Here is an 18,112-nt window from a genome sequence, read left to right as displayed (position 1 = left end):
TACAGTTCAGGAGGAAAAGATTTCCGTGTAACGACGAATCCATTGGTCATGCACGCTCGCCAGGAAGGCGTTGTCGTGCATGATCGCCTTCTCGGCTATCTGCTCCGGCGTCAGGATGTATGGGCTCTTGCGGGCCTCGGCGGAGATGATGGCCTTGGCGTTGACCGGGCCGTTGAAGATGTCTTCGGCCATCTTGCCCTGGACCAGCGGGTCCAACGAGTGGTCGATAAAGGCGTAGACCAGGTCGGTGTCGCCAGGACGGTTTTTCGGCATCACCGACAGCATCAGGTCGGTGTAGAAACCTTCCTTCATGCCGAACGTGGCACCCAGGCCATAGGCTGGATCGCGGATCTGTTTCGGGAAAAACGCCGGGGCGTACAGCCCGCCCATGTCCAGGGAACCGGTGCGGAACAGCTCGGCGATCTGGTTGGGGTTTTCCCCCAGGGTCACCACCCGGTCCTTGAGCTCGGCGAGTTTCTTGAAGCCCGGCTCGATGTTGTGCTCGTCACCGCCGGCCAGTTTCGCGGCGATGATGATCAGGTCCATGGCCTCGGTCCAGTTCGGCGGCGGCAGGAAAATGCTCGGCGCCAGTTCTGCATCCCATAACGCGGCGTAGCTGGTCGGTGCCTCGCTCAAGGTGCGGGTGCTGTAGACCAGGCTGTTGCACCACAACAGGTAACCAATGCCGTGGCCGTTGGCGCCGGTGCGGTATTTTTCCGGCACGTCGAGCAGATTGGGAATGCGGTTGAGGTCGGGTTTTTCCAGCAGGCCGGCGGCGGCCAGGCCTTCGGCACCGACCCCGGCCAGGGTGATGATGTCGTACTGCGGGCGATCACCTGCGGCCTTGAGCTTGGCGACCATTTCCGAGGTGCTGCCGGTGCGGTCGGCGATGACCTTGGCGCCGGTCTTGGCCTCGAAGGTCGCGGCGATGTTGCGCAGTGCCGCCAGGCCCGTGTCATCGGACCAGGTCAGCAAACGCAGGGTCTTGCCTTGAAAGCGCGTGTCACTGGCGTTGGCGCGGATGAACGGCATGCTCATGGCGGCGGCCGCCACCGAGGCGACCCCAACGGTCTTGATGAATTGTCTTCTGTTCAGATCATGCTCGCCCATGAAGGACTCCCTCTATTGTTGTTGATTTGAGGTGGCTGCATCCCTTGCGACCGCGCTGTTCGATCGCGGCCAACCCCCGTGTTACAAGGGCCTTGGCGATATCGGCGGGTTCATCCTGAGGTCACGCCCTGGGCGCAACAATCGAAAAAAAATCATTGGTGCCATGTCCCGCACGCATGCCTCGTGACGAGGCATGCAGGGTCCGTTTTCGGGCAGTCAGACGGCGCGAATCACGTGCTTTATTTCCTGGAAAGCCTGCAAACCCCAGGGCCCCAACTCGCGGCCGAGGCTGCTCTGTTTGTAGCCACCCCAGGCGGCCTGCGGGAAGATCACCTGCGGTGCGTTGATCCACACCAGCCCCGCCTGCAGGGCGTTGGCGACCCGCTGCGCAACGTTCGCATCGCCGCTGACGACACTGGCCACCAGCCCGAACTGACTGTCGTTGGCCAACGCGATGGCCTCCTGCTCGCTGGCGAAACGGCGCACACAGAGCACCGGGCCAAAGATCTCTTCGCACCACAGCGCACTGTCCAGGGGCACGTCGGTGAAGACCGTTGGCTGCAAAAAATACCCGCGCGACAGGTCCGCCGGACGCCCGCCACCGCACACCAGTCGCGCACCGGCACTGAGGCCGCGATCGATGTGGCCCAGCACTCGCTGGTATTGCGCCTGGTTGACCAGCGCGCCCATCTCCACCTCAGGGTCGAACGGATCCGCCACGCGAATCGACTCGGCACGGGCCTTCAGGCGTTGCAGGAACTCATCCGCCAGCGAGTCGGCCACCAGTACCCGGCTGGTGGCCGAGCACATCTGCCCGGCGTTGAAGAACCCACCGCCACTGGCCAGCTCCACCGCCAGGTCGAGGTCGGCGTCAGCCATCACCAGCAACGACGATTTGCCACCCAGCTCCAGGCTCACACCCTTGATGGTTTCGGCCGCACGCTGCATGACCTGAACCCCCACCGCGTTGCTGCCGGTGAAGGAAATCTTCGCCACCCGCGGATCACTCGACAGCGGTGCGCCCACTGCCAGACCAGTGCCGCAGACCAGGTTGAACACGCCCTTGGGCAAGCCGCTCTGGGCGATGATCGCCGCCAGTTCCAGCTCCGGCAGTGGGGTGACTTCCGAGGGCTTGAGCACCACGCAGCAACCGGCGGCCAGGGCCGGTGCGAGCTTCCAGGCAGTGGTGACCATGGGGAAATTCCACGGCACGATCAGCCCGACCACACCGCAGGGCTCCCGGCGCACGCGGGCGGCAAACGCCTCGCTTGGCAGCGCCAGCGGATGGTCCTGGCTGGCGTCCAGCGCCTCCGCCAGGCCAGCGTAGTACTCGAAGGTGGCGATCACATCATCGACATCGATCCCGGCTTCAAACAGCGGTTTGCCGTTGTTGCTCGACTGCAGGTACATCAGCCGTTCCCGGCCTGCCTGCACGCCCGCGGCAATGCGGCGCAGGATGGCCCCGCGCTCGGCGCCCGAGGTGTTCGACCACTGGGCAAAGGCTGCAGTGGCGGCACTCAGTGCGCGATCGACTGCCCCTTCGTCGCCGCCGTTGACCGTGGTCAACAGGGCTTCGGTCGCCGGGTTGATGACCCGCAGGTGTTCGCTGCCCGCCGACCATTGGCCATCGATGTACACACCGTCCAGGGTGATCGGGAAGTTCATGCCGACACCGCCTTCTGCCACTGGTTCTGGTCGATTTCAATCAGGCTCGGGCCCTGGCGATCCACCGCGGCACGCAGCGCCGCGCGTAGCGCCTCCACCCCATTGATGGTCTGGGCCGCACAGCCCAGGCCCTTGGCCACGGTGATGAAATCCGGGGTGTAGATGTCGACGCCCACCGGTTCGATGGCGCGGTTGACCATATACTTCTTGATCTCTTCGTAGCCCTGGTTATTCCACAGCAGGACAATCACCGGCGTGCGCGCTTCCACGGCACTGGCCAGCTCCGGCAAGGTGAACTGCAGGCCACCGTCACCGATCAGGCACACCACCGGGGGCCGAGTGTCCCGCGCCTGGCCCCCGCCGAGCCAGGCGCCGATGGCGGCCGGCAAGGCGTAACCGAGGGTGCCGTAACCGGTGGACGAGTTGAACCAGCGACGCGGGCGCTGCGGGTTGAACGTCAGGTTGCCGCTGTACACCGGCTGGGTCGAATCGCCGACGAACACCGCCTCTGGCAAGACCTCCTGCACGGTGTGCAGGAACAGGGTCTGGGCCAGGGTCGGGGCGTCCCAGGTGCTTGCCAGTTCAGCCCGCAGGCTGGCCGCGCGGGCCTGGCCCCAATCGCTGCGCCGCTCGGTCAGGGCATGTTTGGCGACGCCATCGAGCAGGGCCTGGGCGGCATATTGTGCATCCGCCACCAACGCGACTTTCGGCGGGTAGTTGCGCACGGTCTGGTCCGGGTCGATGTCGACCCGCAGCAGGGTCCCGGGAATCTCGAAGCCGCCGGCAAAGGTCACGTCGTAATCGGTTTCCGCCAGTTCGGTGCCGATCGCCAGCACCACGTCGGCGTCCGCCACCAGGGCGCGGGTGGCCACCAGGGACTGGGTCGAGCCGATCAGCAAGGGGTGCTCTGCAGGCAACATGCCTTTGGCATTGATGGTCAGCGCCACCGGCGCGTCCAGCAACTCGGCCAGACGGGTCAGCTCGGTGGCGGCATCAATCGAACCGCCACCGGCGAGAATCAGCGGACGCTGGGCAGTTGCCAGCAACTCACTCATCTGTGCCACAGCCGACGGCGCGGCACCGGCGCGGGTGATGCTCACCGGTTGGCTGCCTTGCAGGGAATCGGCGTCTTCCACCAGCACGTCGAGGGGGATCTCGATGTGCACCGGACGCGGGCGCCCGGCCTGGAACAAGGCGAAGGCCCGGGCCAGTACGCCCGGCAGCTCGGCGGCCGACATCAGCGTATGGGAGAACGCCGCCACGCCAGCCACCAGGGCACCCTGGTTCGGCAATTCGTGCAGCTTGCCGCGACCGCCGCCCAACTGACTGCGCGACTGCACGCTGGAGATCACCAGCATCGGGATCGAGTCGGCATAGGCCTGGCCCATGGCGGTGGTGATGTTGGTCATGCCAGGGCCGGTGATGATGAAGCACACCCCGGGTTTGCCGCTGGTGCGGGCATAGCCGTCGGCCATGAAGCCGGCGCCCTGTTCGTGGCGCGGGGTGACGTGGTTGATGCTCGAACGGGCCAGCCCGCGATACAGCTCAACGGTGTGAACCCCGGGAATGCCGAACACCTGCTCGACCCCGTAGCCTTCGAGTAACTTGACCAATACTTCGCCGCACGTTGCCATGTCTTTGCCCTTCTTGTTCGTTGAGACGCTGACCCCGCGCGACATGTGTTGCTGCGCGACGGGGCTCAGTCATGGCGTTATTGGAACGGTCTGCGGGTAGCCGCAACAATCGATAAAAAGTCATACTCGCCATGTCCTCACCTCATGCCTTGGCGTTCCATGAAACGACTTCCGCCCCTCCCCGCCCTGCACACGTTTCTGATCACGGCCCAGTGCTGCAACTTCACCCGGGCGGCCGAGCAGTTGCACATCACCCAGGGCGCGGTAAGCCGGCAGATCGCCGGGCTGGAAGAGCACCTGGGTTACGCGCTGTTCCATCGCCAGGCGCGGGGCTTGAGCCTGACGGCCGAAGGCCAGGAATGGCTGCCGCGCATCCAGCAGGTATTCGGGTTGATCGACGAGGCGGTGGAACAGGTGGGCGCGCACCGTGAAACCCTGCAACTCAAGGCCCCGACCTGTGTGATGCGCTGGTTGCTGCCGCGCTTGCTGCAATGGCAGAAGGAGCGACCGGACGTGCCGGTGGAACTGACCACCACGGTGCACCACGGGGTGGACTTTCATCGCGAACAGTTCGACGCCGCCGTGATGTACGGCGCACCACCGGACAGCACCCTGGCGTCGCTGCGCCTGTTCGATGAACAGCTGACGCCCGTCTGCTCCCAGCCGCTGCTCGATGGCCCGGTGCCGCTGCACAGCCCGGCAGACCTCGACCAGCACTTGCTGCTGCACCCCACGCGGGATCAACGGGACTGGAAAGCCTGGCTGAAAGCGGCGGACGTCAACCTCAGCACCGTGGGCAAGGGCCAGCACTTCGAGACCCTGGACCTGGCGATGTCGGTGGCCTCCCAAGGCACCGGGGTGGCGATTGGTGACTGGTCGTTGATTGGCGATGACCTGAGTGCCGGACGGCTGGTCATGCCCTTCGCGCTGAAGGTGCGCACGGGGTTGGCGTACTACCTGGTGTTCCCGCAAAAGCCGGGACCGTCGCCGCAGCTGCGCGAGTTGATGGAGTGGCTGATACGGCAGGCACAACAACGTGATGATTGCTCGACGGTGTAGCTCCACTGCCTGCAAAACAAAGAAGGTCATGCGTTTGGCATGACCTTCAGTACACTTGATGGATCAGCTTTTCTTGATGGTTTTCAAATAGCGCTGAAATGCCTCATAACGTTCGGCAGCCGCCTCCAGTGCCGACACATCCGTTATCGACTCAGGCTTGTTGTCCTGGAGAAAATGCGTGTAGGCCTCAGCAACCTTGGCGACTTCTTCCGACCAGCTACGGATAACCGGACCCAGTGCGTCCAGCTCCTCCAATGCATGAAGCTTGCGTCGCAACTCACGGACTTGCAACTGGTCAGTCTTGAGGCTGGCATTCAGCATCGTCGTGCGCTCGCGCACGGCATCCCTGGCTTGCGCCAAATTGGTGAACTGACGCCCCTGGTCGATACCCTCAAGGTTTCCCTGGAGCTTGTTCAGCACCATTTGCAGGAACTCCTTATCCGGCTTTTGAGTTGCGACCAGCTTCATCGCGGCCTGAATTTCCTCTACGCTCGGCAGCAGGCTTTTGACGATAGCCAGCCAGCCCGGCGTCTTGAACCGCTGAATGGCGTCATCGATAAATTGCTTCTCCGCAGCGAGCTTCTCAAGATCCCCCCTGTCGGTCTCAATGCGCCGTTCAATAGACGCCACCTCAGAACTGATGGTACTAGGCAAATTACCGGCCGACTCAGCGAAACTGACCGAGTCAAGCTCCCGGACCACCCTCGCCAGATTGCGATTGGCAGAAGCCACCACAACCTGCGAACCGCTGACCCGCTCAACCCCTTGATTAAGGATCCTGTCCGTTTGTTGATCTTTCAATACGGAGGACAAATCAGTGAGGCTTCGAACCTCCTGGATACTCGTCAACGTTGCGACGAATCCAGTGTTGGCCAATGCCGCATGAACCTTCTTGATATCGTCGAACAGTTGTTGATGTGCGTCATTCAGCTCGTCCCTGACAAACGCGAGTTTGTCTTTCAATGAGGGTAGAAAATTAAAATCCTGACCTGCCACACTTATGTTCAGCCGGTCCTTGGCGACCCTCATCGCAGCAGTATCGGGCACCACATAATGACTAGCCGTAAAAAATCCATAGTTATTCATAGTCACATTCATCCCTGAACAAAAAACTGATTAATTAGTCCGCAGTAATCTGATTGAAAACACCCGACAGTGCTTGAGCATGTCCCTTAATGGTTTTCCACGGTTCGAAAATAGCCTGAAGATTAAGCACCAGCAAAATCAGGTCCAACTCAGTCGCATTATCTTCAAACGCCTCCAGAGACACACCCAGGCTACTCCAGACAATACCCAATACGTCCTCGATACACTTGATGCCTTGCTCAGCATCCTTCATCAATGCACGCATCTCGGTAAAATTGGTCGCCAGGGCGATCAGGCTTTGCGACAACCGAGCCTTCGACAACTTTGCAAGCAATTTCTCCTTACGCTCTAATAACAGATTCTTTTGCGCTCTTGTTGCTTCCGCCTGGGCACCAAATATTCCACCGGTCACGAGCAGTCCAATCGGACCAAACACCAGCCCGGTAAATGCGTATCCCACTTGCCCGTCATACTCAGATTGCTTTTCGGCAATTGCCTGATCAAGCGACTTTATTTGCTGACAAAACTCATCAACCTCTTCGTCCCTGCCAATGCGCGCCTCATCAACAACTTTTTGCTTGTGCGCCACCTGAATCAATAACTCATCGGATATCTTGCGTGAAAACTCAATAGCCAACCCATTGACGCTGGCAACGTCCAGATAGAACTCTGCGATATCCTTTCTCGCCCACATCAATGCCCTGCCGAGGTTTTCAACACGCTTTGAATCGGTACCGCCAAGCGGAATGGCAGCCAAACTTTCTTTCTCATGCTCGCTCAATGAATCAACATTGCCCTGAAAATTTTTGTAGGCTTCGCTGCCCTTCAAAGCCTCGACAATTGTTGCACCCGACTTGATAAACGTGCTGGCAAACAGATCCAACTGATTGCCAATATCCTTTGTTCTACGCTCCAGCGTTGCCCATGACAGAGCATGCTGATGAATCTGCTGATGAAGCTGTTGCATGTTCGCGGGTTCAAGCGCTTCGTAACCCGACTCACGATAGCCCAGGAAAGATTCAACCTCACTGATGTTTACCGGCAAGGCAAGCCCCGCACGAACATAACGCTTAATGGACAACACATGACTCTTCTTTACGATAAACGTCTCATCATCTATATTTTCCACGCGCTTCCCAAAATACTGAACCGGTACGAATTTTGAGGCTTCTATCACATTGCTAACGCCCTCCAACGTTGGAACAACTTGCTCTGCTATGGTTTGCAACTGCTGGGCGGCAAACTCTAATTCCTGCTCCATACATCCTCCGGTGCATCACTAAAAATACAGCTACGATTTAAATGCTTATTCATGCATTACCTGAAGCAACGAATAACACATTGACAGTCAAGCAACCGTATCGCACCGACATCATTACCCGCAATTCCCCAGCAGAACCAGGTAACGTAAGACGTTGAACCGGAATACCGTAAGACTTATAAAAATCCCCACTAAAAATAACTTACACATAGACCAAACACTCTATAGCTACTCAACGCTCCGCCCAACCTGTACAAAAACACTCGACGCGATAACAGCACACACCGGCGCCAATAAACGCGCAAAAAAAAGGCCACTCAGTGGCCTTTTTAAATATTCAATCAGTAACCTACCGTAAATCTCTGCCGGGAATAAGCGTGTTTCTCTACTTCATCGAGCATCGCAATCGCATAGTCAGCGAAAGTGATCCAGCTCTTGCCTTCAGCACTCACCAGCAAGTCATCCTGACCGATACGAAAAGTCCCGGTGCGCTCGCCTTCGACGAACAGTGCGGACGGTGAGAGGAAGGTCCAGTCCAGCTCCTGTTCCTGGCGCAAGGTGTCGAGGAACACCGCGCCGGCACTGGCCTGCGCCTTGTACTCAGGCGGGAAATCCGGGCTATCGATGACCCTGGTGCCGGTGGGCAACAGTAGCGAGCCGGCGCCACCGACCACCAGCAGGCGCTTGACCCCGACTTGCTTCACCGGCGCGATGATGGCGTTGGCGGGGATGGTCGCAAAATGTGCGGCGCTGATCACCAGGTCGTGGCCGGCCACTGCCGCTTGCAAGGCGGCTGCATCGAGCACGTCCACGTTCTTGCTCACCACACCCGGACGCGGGCTGAGCTTCGAGGTGTCACGGGCGATGGCGGTGACGCTATGCCCACGACGCAGGGCTTCTTCCAGCAGTTGGCTACCGGCACGGCCGGTGGCGCCAATGAGTGCGATCTTGCTCATGAACAGTGCTCCAGTGATTGAGGTTGGCTAATGACAGGGTGACGAATCACCACTGCATCTCGCCCTTGGCGACTTTGGCGCTCAGCTCCAGGGAGCTTTCCTCGCCCAGGTTCGGGTAACGCTTGAGCATCGCCGCGATCAGGGCGGTGGAATCCTTGGCCTTGGCGGTTTCTTCATCAAAGGCCTTGATGTACTCGGCGGTGAAATGCACGGCCGCCAGCGAGCGGCGGCTGTCACCCAGGTAGTGACCGGGAACCAGCGTCTGCGGCTGCAGCTTGACGATGCGGTCCAGGGTGCTCAGCCAATCGGCGTGGGACTGCGCGGTCTGGGTGTCCGCCATCCAGACGTGGATGTTTTCTGCGATCACCACCCCGCCGACCACCGCCTTGATCGACGGGATCCAGACAACGCTACGGTCCGGCTGCTTGCCGTCCAGGCCCACGATGTCCAGGGTCTGGCCTTCCAGGCTCAGGCTATGGCCCTTGAGCACGCCGGGGATGACGGTTTTAGCAGGAACGTCGGCGCCCATCTTCGGGCCCCAGAACTTGAGCTTTCCTTCAACCGTGGCCTTGATGTGATCCACCGTCGGTTGTGAGGCCAGCACGTTGGCGTTGGGGAACGCCGCCGTCAGGGTGTCCAGGCCGAAATAGTAATCCGGGTCGCCGTGGCTGATGTAGATGGTGGTCAGTTGTTTGCCGCTGGCGCGGATTTTCTCCACCACCTGCTGGGCCTGGGACTTGCCGAACTGGGCATCCACCAGGATCGCCTCTTTCTCGCCGCTGACCAGCACCGAACTCACTGGGAAAATGGCGGCGGTGCCCGGGTTATAGACATCCAGGGTCAGTGCCGGACTGGCGGCCGCCGCATGCGCTGCAAAACCGAGGGTGGCGGTGGCCAGTAAAAGTCGCTTGAAAGTGCTGAAACCGATCATGGTGCTGCTCCGTGTTCCGTGGGCCAGGTTTGGCGATGGGACAGAGCTTAGTTGCCTGACTCGCTACAAAAAATGCGATGCTTGAACATAGTTTGTTTCTGAAAGCGGGCAAATCATGGATCGTCTTCAAGCAATGCGCGTGTTCGTCTGCGTGGTCGACCTCGGCAGCCAGTCGGCCGCCGCCGATCATCTGGACCTCTCCCGCCCGGTGGTGTCGCGCTACCTGGCGGAACTCGAAGACTGGGTCGGCGCCCGGCTCATGCACCGCACCACTCGCAAGCTGAGCCTGACCGCCGCCGGCAGCGAGATTCTGCCCCGCTGTCGACAGATGCTTGAGCTGTCGAGCGACATGCAGGCCGCCGTCAGCGCACCAGATGATGCGCCACGCGGCCTGTTGCGCATCAGCGTCAGCACCTCGTTCGGCCAGGCGCAACTGGCCGATGCCATGGCCGCCTACGTCAAGCGTTTCCCCGGGGTCAGCATCGACCTGCAAATGCTCGACCGCACGGTGAACCTGGTGGATGAACGCATCGACCTGGCGATTCGCACCAGCAACGACCTGGACCCGAACCTGATCGCCCGGCACCTGACCGTCTGCCGTTCGCTGATCTGCGCCTCCCCGACGTACCTGCGCGAACACCCGGCGCCGCAGCGGGTGGAAGACCTACGCCTGCACAACTGCCTGACTCACTCCTACTTCGGCAAAAGCCTCTGGCATTTCGAGGAGGCAGGTGAACAGGTCTCGGTGCCGGTGCAGGGCAACATCAGCGCCAACGAGGCCAGCACCCTGCTGCGCGCTGCCATGGCCGGCGCCGGGGTGGCCATGCTGCCCAGCTACCAGGCCCATGTACACATTCACCGCGGCGAACTGGTCCGCCTGCTGCCCCAAGCCGAGCCCCGGCAGATGAACATGTACGCGGTGTATGCCTCACGCAAGCACATGCCGGCGGCCTTGCGCAGCATGCTGGATTTTCTGGTGGTGAGGTTTCCGCAAGAGCCGGAATGGGATCAGGGGCTTTAAGCACTTTGGCGACATCAACCGCCTGAATGTCCGCCTACAAACGCCGGCAGCACTCATGGCATCCAGGCACAGCTGACCTATGCTGATAGTAGTACCCCCGGGTATTCGTTCAGAGGTCGATGCCATGAACATTAAAACAAGACGGTATTTCGCGATCTTCATCACTTGCACCGCCACGTTGGCGCTGTATGGCACGGCCGCCTACCGTGTCGAACAGGCCAGGCAGCAACCCAGGGTCGCGGCCAGTTGTGGCGTTGACCAGTGCATTCCCCATAACGCGACCTTGAACGCCCTCAGGTAGACCGCGTTTACGCCTGCTCGCCCTGATCACTTTTCAAGCGATCCCGAAAAGCCTTGGGCGAGATGCCGACACGCCGACGGAACAGCCGGGTGAAGTTGGTCGGGTCGGAGAAGCCCAGCAGATCGGACATCTCGTAAATCGTCATGCTGGTGTAGGTCAGCATGCGCTTGGCCTCCAGCAACTGCCGCTCGTGCATGATCTGTAACGCCGGCTGCCCGGCCAGCTCACGGCATGTGCCGTTGAGGTGAGAGACCGAAATTCCCAGGCGGTGGGCCAGGTCCTCGACCTTGACGTGCTGGCGATAATTCTCTTCCACCAGCTGGATAAAGCCATTGAGGTATTCCCGAGCGCGCTGCGGGCGCTGGTGGGCGCTGCGGCGCTGGATCACCTGGCGGCTGACCCAGACCAGGATCACGCTGACCAGCGAGTGCATGAGCATCTCGCGCGCCGGTTGATGGCCGTTGTACTCCGCCTGCAAGGCGCTGAACAGGCTATTGAGGTACTCGGCCTGAGCACCTGCCAGGTAACTGTCGGCCTGGGCCAGGGCGTTGACCGAATGGCCCAGTTGAGCTTGCAGATGCGCCACCAGGGGAGCCGCCAGGGTCAGGATAAAACCCTCGACATCCTCGCTGAAGCGAAAACCATGGACTGCCAACGCTGGCAGGATCTGGACTCCAGGCTCGTCCAGCCGGGTCAGTTGGCCTTCGATTTCGAGTGCTGCCTGGCCTTTGAATACAAACAGCAACTGACAGAGATCAGCATGCCGATCGGGTTTGATTTTCCAGTGGTGCTCGCGACTGCGCTGGGAGAGGGTTTCGCAATGCAGCAAGTCCGGCGTCGGCCAGTCCAGACTTTCACCATAGCGTTTGAATATCGGAATCGCAGGAAGGGCAGGCTTGTTCATAACGTCAGTCCAGGCCTCAGCGTAACGGGCGATAGTCGCCCCGATTGGCGAAATGTACAGGTTTTGGCTCAGTGTTCTCCCTCAATTGACCGACTCACCCAGGAAAAATGCAAGCACTGGATGGATAAAAACCACCCGCGGGCCTGTCCGAGTGACGCTTTTGAGTCATAACGACCCGCACAACACGTGCAACAGGGTCGCGGAAAACCCCCATCCGCTTTCTTGCGAGGCTATCGAATAGCCTGCTACCGACTTACACTGGCGGCATTCCCCGCAGGGTTTGCCCGTGACCACCATGAATCAGCCTGAACACCCCAAGCCGGCCATTCGCAGCGTCCTGATCGCCCTGATGCTGGCGATCTTCCTCGGCGCGCTGGACCAGACCATCGTTGCCGTGTCGATGCCGGCCATTTCCGCCCAGTTCAAGGACGTCAGCCTGCTGGCCTGGGTGATTTCCGGCTACATGGTGGCGATGACGGTGGCGGTGCCGATCTACGGCAAGCTCGGCGATCTCTACGGTCGGCGCAAGCTGATGCTGTTCGGCATGGGCCTGTTCACCCTGGCCTCGTTGCTGTGCGGCCTGGCCCAGAGCATGGAACAACTGGTCCTGGCGCGGATCATCCAGGGCATCGGGGCCGGGGGGATGATTTCGGTCAGCCAGGCGATCATCGGCGACATCGTGCCACCGCGCGAACGCGGCCGGTATCAGGGCTACTTCAGCAGCATGTACGCGGTGGCCAGTGTCGCCGGGCCGGTGCTCGGCGGCTACATGACCGAGTACCTGTCATGGCGCTGGGTGTTCCTGATCAACCTGCCCCTGGGCCTGGGCGCCTGGCTGGTGGCCAATCGCACACTGGTGGGCTTGCCAGTGCCGCAACGCAAACCGCTGATCGACTACCTCGGCACGCTATTGATGATCATCGGCCTGACCGCCCTGTTGCTCGGGATCACCGAGGTCGGCCAGGGTCACGCCTGGCGCAGTGCCGAAGTGCTGGGGCTCCTGGCGGGTGCGGTGCTGACCCTGGCGCTGTTCGTCTGGCACGAACGCCGCGCCCGCGAACCGCTGCTGCCGATGCACCTGTTCGCCAACCGCACTGCACTGCTGTGCTGGTGCACGATTTTCTTCACCAGTTTCCAGGCGATTTCCCTGATCGTGCTGATGCCGCTGCGCTTTCAGAGCGTCACCGGCGCCGGTGCCGACAGCGCTGCGCTGCACCTGCTGCCGCTGGCCATGGGCTTACCGATGGGGGCCTACTACGCCGGGCGCCGGACCTCGGTGACCGGCCGCTACAAACCGATGATCCTCACGGGCGCGCTGCTGACCCCGATCGCGATCCTCGGCATGGCCTACAGCCCGCCACAAGCGATGCTCATCAGCAGCCTGTTCATGCTGCTCAGCGGGATCGCCGCCGGCATGCAGTTCCCGACTTCGCTGGTGGGCACGCAAAACGCTGTGGAACAACGGGACATCGGCGTCGCCACCAGCACCACCAACCTGTTCCGCTCCCTCGGCGGCGCGGTGGGCGTGGCCTTGATGTCGGCGCTGTTGCTGGCACTCTTGCAGGACTCCAGCTTCGCCCATCTGGCCGGCACATCGTTGGTGGCCGAAGGCCGTTCCGGCAACGTCCTGCTCGACGGCTTGAACGCCGCACCGGGCGCCGCGCAGCACGCCCTGCGCGCCGAATTGCTGCTGACCTTCCGGCATTTGCTGATGGTCAGTGCGGCAGTGTCGCTGCTGGGGCTGGCGGCGGCCATCGCGATGCCCAACCAACTGCTGCGCGGCCGCGAACACAACGCCAGGTAGGATCAAGGGCTGTAATACCCCACCGCCACCAGCCGGTTGCCGACTTTTTTCAGGTAGGCGTGCTTGTTTTCCACTTTGCCGGTGACCGGGTTTTTCCAGCGGTACTCGTACTCGCCCTGCTCCTGGGTGGCCATCAGCGCCAGGATCGGCTCGCCCACCGGCTTGCCTTGCGGGTCCTTGATCTTGCCAAAGTCAGTGTTGATCAGGCGCAGGTTGGTGCCGTGGGCCAGGTACCGTTGATTGTCGAGATTGACCACGAACACATACAGGTCGTCCTGCAGGAAACCGCCTTGCAGGGAATTGATCGAATTGAGCGTGGCCTGCTCATCCTTGGCCAGGTCGGCTGCCGCTTTGTCGAGCAGGGCCTTGGCCTGTTCGGCCGACGCCCGTGGCAGGTAGTACCCGACCGCGAGAATCCGTTGGCCGACGCGCTGGTAGTACACACGCTTGCGCTCGACCTTGCCGTCGGCCCAGTTCTGCCAGCGATACTCGGCGGTCTGGATGCCGTTGCCCTCAGGCACCTGCAAGACATCCTTGAAGGCTTTCTGCAGGTCCGGGCCCAGCACTTCGGACACATCGCGCCCGATCAATGCCGAGGATGGCCCGCCACTGGCGAGCATCGTGCCCTGGGTGTCGAGTACGAAGACGTATTTGTCCTTGTCGACAAACTCACCCTGGCGACTGAAGGCGGCAAACGCCTTGTCACCGTTGTCGTGGTAGTAGGCCAGGGCCTTTTCCAGCAAGGCCAGCGCGGCCTTTTCCTCATCGGCGACCTTGCCCGCCGCCTGGACCTGGCCCAGGCACAACAGCAGTAACCCGCCGAGCAGCACGGCTTTTTGCAGAAACCTCATTGCGCGTCCCTCGTTCTTGTTGATGTTTCAAGAGCGTAGACGGCTTGGGGCTATGTACGACTATTCAGCAAAGCCCGGCGGGTCCAATCAAGGGCGGGTGCTGATCTGCTGCTGCAAATTGCGGATCTGGGTCTGCAAGGTGGTGATATTGCGCGTGACCTGGCCACGGAAGGCATCGAACTCGGCCACTGTTGCACCACCTTGTGGGCTGGCCGGGCGATTGTCCTGCTCGCTCTTGATCACCAGCAGTTCCTGCTCCAGTCGGTTGATGGCCGCACTCGGATTGCCCTGTTTCTTCAACGCGGTGATGTCGGCACTGAGGCTTTTGAGCTCGGCCTCGACCTTGCTGGTATCGGCAGGCGTGCTCTTGAGGGTGGTCACTTCGGCGCCCAGGGTCTTGAGTTCGCTTTGCAACTGGTTATTGAGGGTACGCTGCTCGGCGCTTTGCGCCGCGATCTGCGCCAGGCGTTTGTCCAGGTCAGTCGCCTGCCCTACCACGCCTTGCTGTTGCTGGCTCTGCTCCAGCAACTGGCGCTCAAGCTGTTTGATTTGCAACTTGAGCGCTTCACTGTCGCTGCTCACGTTGGTCTGGCTGGCGACGACCTTGCCGGAAATGTCCTGCAAGCGCCCGGCCGCTTCCTCACTGATGCGCGCAAAGCTTTCCTGGGTGGCCACCAACTGCTGCTCCATCAGCGAGATCTGCTGGAAGCTCCACCAGGCCAGGCCCATGAACGCAAAGAACAGCGCGCCCACCAATGCCCACAACGGACCGGTGCTCGGCCCCTTGACCTGGACCGCCGGGACGCTGCGCGCATGCACGCTGCTGCGCTCGCGGGTAGGGCCGGCGGCGTGGAAGTCATCGTGATCGAAACTGTCGGCACGCAGGCTCGGCACATTATCGAAGTCGTCGTTGGCATCGTTACGCATGGACATGAGTCAACCTTTTGGAACCACAGAGATGGCTAAATGCGCCGAGTATAAACCTTGAACTCGACGCATTGATCGACCCCGAACCCGTCACTCGGTTCAGTGCCGGGGGTGTCCGCCGATGTCCTGGGCCTTCCACCAGCCACAGAACTCATCCAGCGCCGCCCACAGGCTGACTTTCGGGTCGTAGTCCAGATAATGCCGGGCGCGGCTGATGTCCAGGGTGAAATTTTTGTTCATCACCTGCATCCCCAGCCGCGACAGGGTCGGCTCGGGGCGCCCCGGCCAGAGCTTGCAAACCCCCTCGTTCAGCGCCGCAACGCTGTAGGCCAGGCCATAGGAACGGTAGCGCGTGACCTGCGGCACCTCCATCTGGCGCATCACATAGTTGATCACGTCCCACACAGGCACGGGGGCACCATTGCTGATGTTATAGACCTTGCCCAGTGCCGAACCGCTGGCCAGCAAACAGCTGAGCATGGCCTCGTTGAGGTTCTGCACGCTGGTGAAATCGACCTTGTTCAGGCCATTGCCGACAATCGCCAGGCGCCCCTTGCGCTGCATTTTCAGCAGCCGCGGGAAGATACTCATGTCGCCGGCGCCGGTGACGAAGCGCGGGCGCAGCGCCAGCACTTCGAGCCCGAACTCCTGGGCACCGAAGACCTTTTGCTCGGCCAGGTACTTGGTGGCCGCATAAGGATGCTTGAAACGCTTGGGCACTTGCTCTTCGGTCAGGCCCAGGTGGTCGCGGCCATCAAAGTAGACCGAGGGTGAGGACAGGTGCACCAGGCGCCGGACATTTTGCTTGAGGCAGGCCTCGACCACGTTTTCGGTGACCAGCACGTTGCCCTGGTGGAAATCCTGATAGCGCCCCCACACCCCTACCGCACCGGCGCAATGCACCACGGCATCGACGTCCACGCACAGGTCGCGCACCAGTTGCCCATCGGTCAGGTCGCCCTGGACGAACTGGGCGCCGCGGCGCACCAGATGCTCGACGCTCTCGGCCCGGCGACCGTTGACCCGCACGTCCAGGCCCTGCTCCAGGGCGAACCGCGCAAAGCGTCCGCCAATGAAGCCGCTTGCGCCGGTGACCAGAATTTTCATGTATTGCTCCTACAGATGCAGTTCCAAGCTTCAAGCCACAAGCTGCAAGTTAAAAACGGTGCGCAAGCGCTTCACTTATCGCTTGCTGCTTGACGCTTACCGCTGCTCCAACGGCACCAACCATTGGCGGGATAAACGCACCAGATGCTCAGTGAGTAAGCCGAGCAGTTGGCCACCATTGCGCCAATGATGCCAGTACAGCGGTACATCGATCGGTTTATCTGCCAACAACTCCAGCAGCACTCCGCGCTCAAGTTGCTCGCGCACCTGCAACTCCGGCACCAGGCCCCATCCCAGGCCCGCTTCGGTCAGGCGAATGAAGCCTTCGGAAGACGGGCACAAATGATGCTCGAAACCGCCCTCCACCCCAAGGGACGCCAGGTAGCGATGCTGTAGGAAATCGTCAGGACCAAACACCAGTGCCGGAGTACGGGCCAGTTGCTCGGCGCGCACCCCATTCGGGAAGTGCCGGGCTATAAAGGCCGGGCTGGCCAGGGCCCGATAACGCATGGCGCCCAGCAAGACACTGCGCGCGCCCGCCACCGGACGCTCACTGGCACACAGGCAGGCCGCCACTTCCCCGGCACGCATGCGCTTGAGGCCAACAGTCTGGTCCTCCACCACCAGGTCCAGCAGCAAATGTTGTTCGGCGCAAAAATCCCCCACCGCCCCCGCCCACCAGGTCGCCAGGCTGTCGGCATTGAGGGCGATGCGCAGGCGCTCGGGCAGGCCGGCTTCATCCAGCGCCGGCACCAGGCTTTGCAGGTCGCGCTCGAGCAGGCGCACCTGCTGGACATGGTTGAGCAGACGCCGGCCGATCTCGGTCGGTGCCGGCGGCGTGGCCCGCACCAGCACCGGCTGGCCGACACGCGCTTCGAGCAGCTTGATCCGCTGGGAAATCGCCGACTGGGACAATCCCAGCACTTGGGCGGCGCGCTCGAAGCCGGCTTGCTCGACCACGGCAGCCAAGGCGGATAACAACTTATAGTCGAACATCAGTTTTCCTAATGAGCGATCAGCAATATTGGTTTTTCTTATACAGCCTGGAACAGGAGAATAGCCAGCATCCACTCTTGCCCAAGGATCAGCGACATGGCTGGCGAAACCTCACTCAACACCTTGCTGCGCAGCATGAGCCCGCACCTCAACGAGGGCGAATACGTGTTCTGCACGATTGCCGACGGGCAACTGCCACCCGGCTGCGAAATTATCGGCAGCTTTCGTGAACAGGAAGGCCTGACGGTGATCCTCGAACGCTCCAGCGCATTGAAGTGCGAGCTCGCCTTCGACTACGTGGCGGCGTGGATCACCCTCAACGTGCACTCGGCCCTGGAAGCTGTCGGCCTCACCGCCGCCTTCGCCACGGCCCTGGGCCAGGCCGGTATCAGTTGCAACGTGATTGCCGGCTACTACCACGACCATCTGTTTGTCGGCCAGGGCGATGCAACGCGCGCCATGGCCGTACTCACGCAACTGGCGGCGAACGCGGAGTAAG

The 18,112-nt window shown here is 61.2% G+C and carries 17 protein-coding genes; 5 read left to right on the top strand and 12 right to left on the bottom strand.

Annotated elements, in window-relative coordinates; translation table 11 throughout:
* Positions 1-6: 6 nt before the first annotated feature.
* From AACY45_RS11580 to AACY45_RS11570, 3 genes are all read right to left on the bottom strand, one after another.
* Positions 7-1,110, bottom strand: a complete 1,104-nt coding sequence (locus tag AACY45_RS11580) for an ABC transporter substrate-binding protein (protein WP_339545582.1) — start codon at positions 1,108-1,110, stop codon at positions 7-9.
* A gap of 216 nt (positions 1,111-1,326) precedes the next feature.
* Positions 1,327-2,775 (bottom strand): aldehyde dehydrogenase family protein, encoded by a 1,449-nt coding sequence (locus tag AACY45_RS11575; RefSeq protein WP_339545581.1) that lies wholly within the window; start codon positions 2,773-2,775, stop codon positions 1,327-1,329.
* Positions 2,772-4,409: a 5-guanidino-2-oxopentanoate decarboxylase gene (locus AACY45_RS11570; RefSeq protein WP_339545579.1), complete on the bottom strand. Its 1,638-nt coding sequence runs from the start codon at positions 4,407-4,409 to the stop codon at positions 2,772-2,774. The genes AACY45_RS11575 and AACY45_RS11570 overlap by 4 nt, the downstream gene beginning before the upstream one ends.
* 159 nt (positions 4,410-4,568) lie before the next feature.
* On the opposite strand from AACY45_RS11570, the gene AACY45_RS11565 reads away from it, so the two are divergent.
* Positions 4,569-5,468: a LysR substrate-binding domain-containing protein gene (locus AACY45_RS11565; RefSeq protein WP_339545578.1), complete on the top strand. Its 900-nt coding sequence runs from the start codon at positions 4,569-4,571 to the stop codon at positions 5,466-5,468.
* A 63-nt stretch (positions 5,469-5,531) separates the two neighbouring features.
* Here the strand turns inward: AACY45_RS11565 and AACY45_RS11560 are convergent, their stop codons facing one another.
* From AACY45_RS11560 to AACY45_RS11545, 4 genes are all read right to left on the bottom strand, one after another.
* Positions 5,532-6,554 carry an alpha-xenorhabdolysin family binary toxin subunit B gene (locus tag AACY45_RS11560; RefSeq protein ID WP_339545577.1) on the bottom strand — a complete coding sequence of 341 codons (1,023 nt, stop codon included), beginning with the start codon at positions 6,552-6,554 and terminating at the stop codon, positions 5,532-5,534.
* 34 nt (positions 6,555-6,588) lie between these two features.
* Complete coding sequence (locus AACY45_RS11555; protein WP_339545576.1) at positions 6,589-7,815, bottom strand: alpha-xenorhabdolysin family binary toxin subunit A; 1,227 nt, start codon at positions 7,813-7,815, stop codon at positions 6,589-6,591.
* Positions 7,816-8,156: 341 nt separating this feature from the next.
* A complete protein-coding gene (locus AACY45_RS11550) occupies positions 8,157-8,771 on the bottom strand; it encodes an NAD(P)-dependent oxidoreductase (RefSeq protein WP_339545575.1) in 615 nt (204 codons plus the stop codon).
* Positions 8,772-8,817: 46 nt separating this feature from the next.
* Positions 8,818-9,702 (bottom strand): MBL fold metallo-hydrolase, encoded by an 885-nt coding sequence (locus tag AACY45_RS11545; RefSeq protein ID WP_339545574.1) that lies wholly within the window; start codon positions 9,700-9,702, stop codon positions 8,818-8,820.
* Positions 9,703-9,817: 115 nt separating this feature from the next.
* On the opposite strand from AACY45_RS11545, the gene AACY45_RS11540 reads away from it, so the two are divergent.
* Both AACY45_RS11540 and AACY45_RS11535 read left to right on the top strand, forming a co-directional pair.
* Entirely contained in the window at positions 9,818-10,723 is a 906-nt protein-coding gene (locus tag AACY45_RS11540) for a LysR family transcriptional regulator (protein ID WP_339545573.1), read from the top strand.
* Between the two features lie 124 nt (positions 10,724-10,847).
* Entirely contained in the window at positions 10,848-11,024 is a 177-nt protein-coding gene (locus AACY45_RS11535; RefSeq protein ID WP_166590737.1) for a hypothetical protein, read from the top strand.
* 7 nt (positions 11,025-11,031) lie between these two features.
* Here AACY45_RS11535 and AACY45_RS11530 read toward each other — a convergent pair whose 3' ends face one another.
* Positions 11,032-11,928 (bottom strand): helix-turn-helix domain-containing protein, encoded by an 897-nt coding sequence (locus tag AACY45_RS11530; protein ID WP_339545572.1) that lies wholly within the window; start codon positions 11,926-11,928, stop codon positions 11,032-11,034.
* Positions 11,929-12,214: 286 nt separating this feature from the next.
* On the opposite strand from AACY45_RS11530, the gene AACY45_RS11525 reads away from it, so the two are divergent.
* Positions 12,215-13,732, top strand: coding sequence for an MDR family MFS transporter (locus AACY45_RS11525; RefSeq protein WP_339545571.1), 1,518 nt, complete (start codon positions 12,215-12,217; stop codon positions 13,730-13,732).
* Positions 13,733-13,734: 2 nt separating this feature from the next.
* On the opposite strand, the gene AACY45_RS11520 is transcribed toward AACY45_RS11525, so the two are convergent.
* The 4 genes from AACY45_RS11520 to AACY45_RS11505 form a co-directional block, all read right to left on the bottom strand.
* A complete protein-coding gene (locus AACY45_RS11520) occupies positions 13,735-14,583 on the bottom strand; it encodes a cache domain-containing protein (protein ID WP_339545570.1) in 849 nt (282 codons plus the stop codon).
* Positions 14,584-14,670: 87 nt separating this feature from the next.
* The gene (locus AACY45_RS11515) at positions 14,671-15,516 is read right to left on the bottom strand and encodes an ATPase (RefSeq protein WP_339545569.1); all 846 of its coding nucleotides are present in this window, start codon (positions 15,514-15,516) and stop codon (positions 14,671-14,673) included.
* Positions 15,517-15,609: 93 nt separating this feature from the next.
* Entirely contained in the window at positions 15,610-16,617 is a 1,008-nt protein-coding gene (locus AACY45_RS11510) for an NAD-dependent epimerase/dehydratase family protein (protein WP_339545568.1), read from the bottom strand.
* Between the two features lie 96 nt (positions 16,618-16,713).
* Entirely contained in the window at positions 16,714-17,613 is a 900-nt protein-coding gene (locus tag AACY45_RS11505) for a LysR family transcriptional regulator ArgP (protein ID WP_339545567.1), read from the bottom strand.
* Positions 17,614-17,709: 96 nt separating this feature from the next.
* Here AACY45_RS11505 and AACY45_RS11500 point away from each other — a divergent pair, with 96 nt between their 5' ends.
* On the top strand, positions 17,710-18,111 hold the full coding sequence (locus AACY45_RS11500) for an ACT domain-containing protein (RefSeq protein ID WP_339545566.1): 402 nt from the start codon (positions 17,710-17,712) through the stop codon (positions 18,109-18,111).
* Position 18,112: the final 1 nt, after the last annotated feature.

It is taken from the genome of Pseudomonas sp. RA_35y_Pfl2_P32, from assembly GCF_963970735.1.
Lineage (GTDB): Bacteria > Pseudomonadota > Gammaproteobacteria > Pseudomonadales > Pseudomonadaceae > Aquipseudomonas.
The sequence above is the reverse complement of the archived record's forward strand: the minus strand, read 5'-3'. Positions and strand labels throughout refer to the sequence as shown.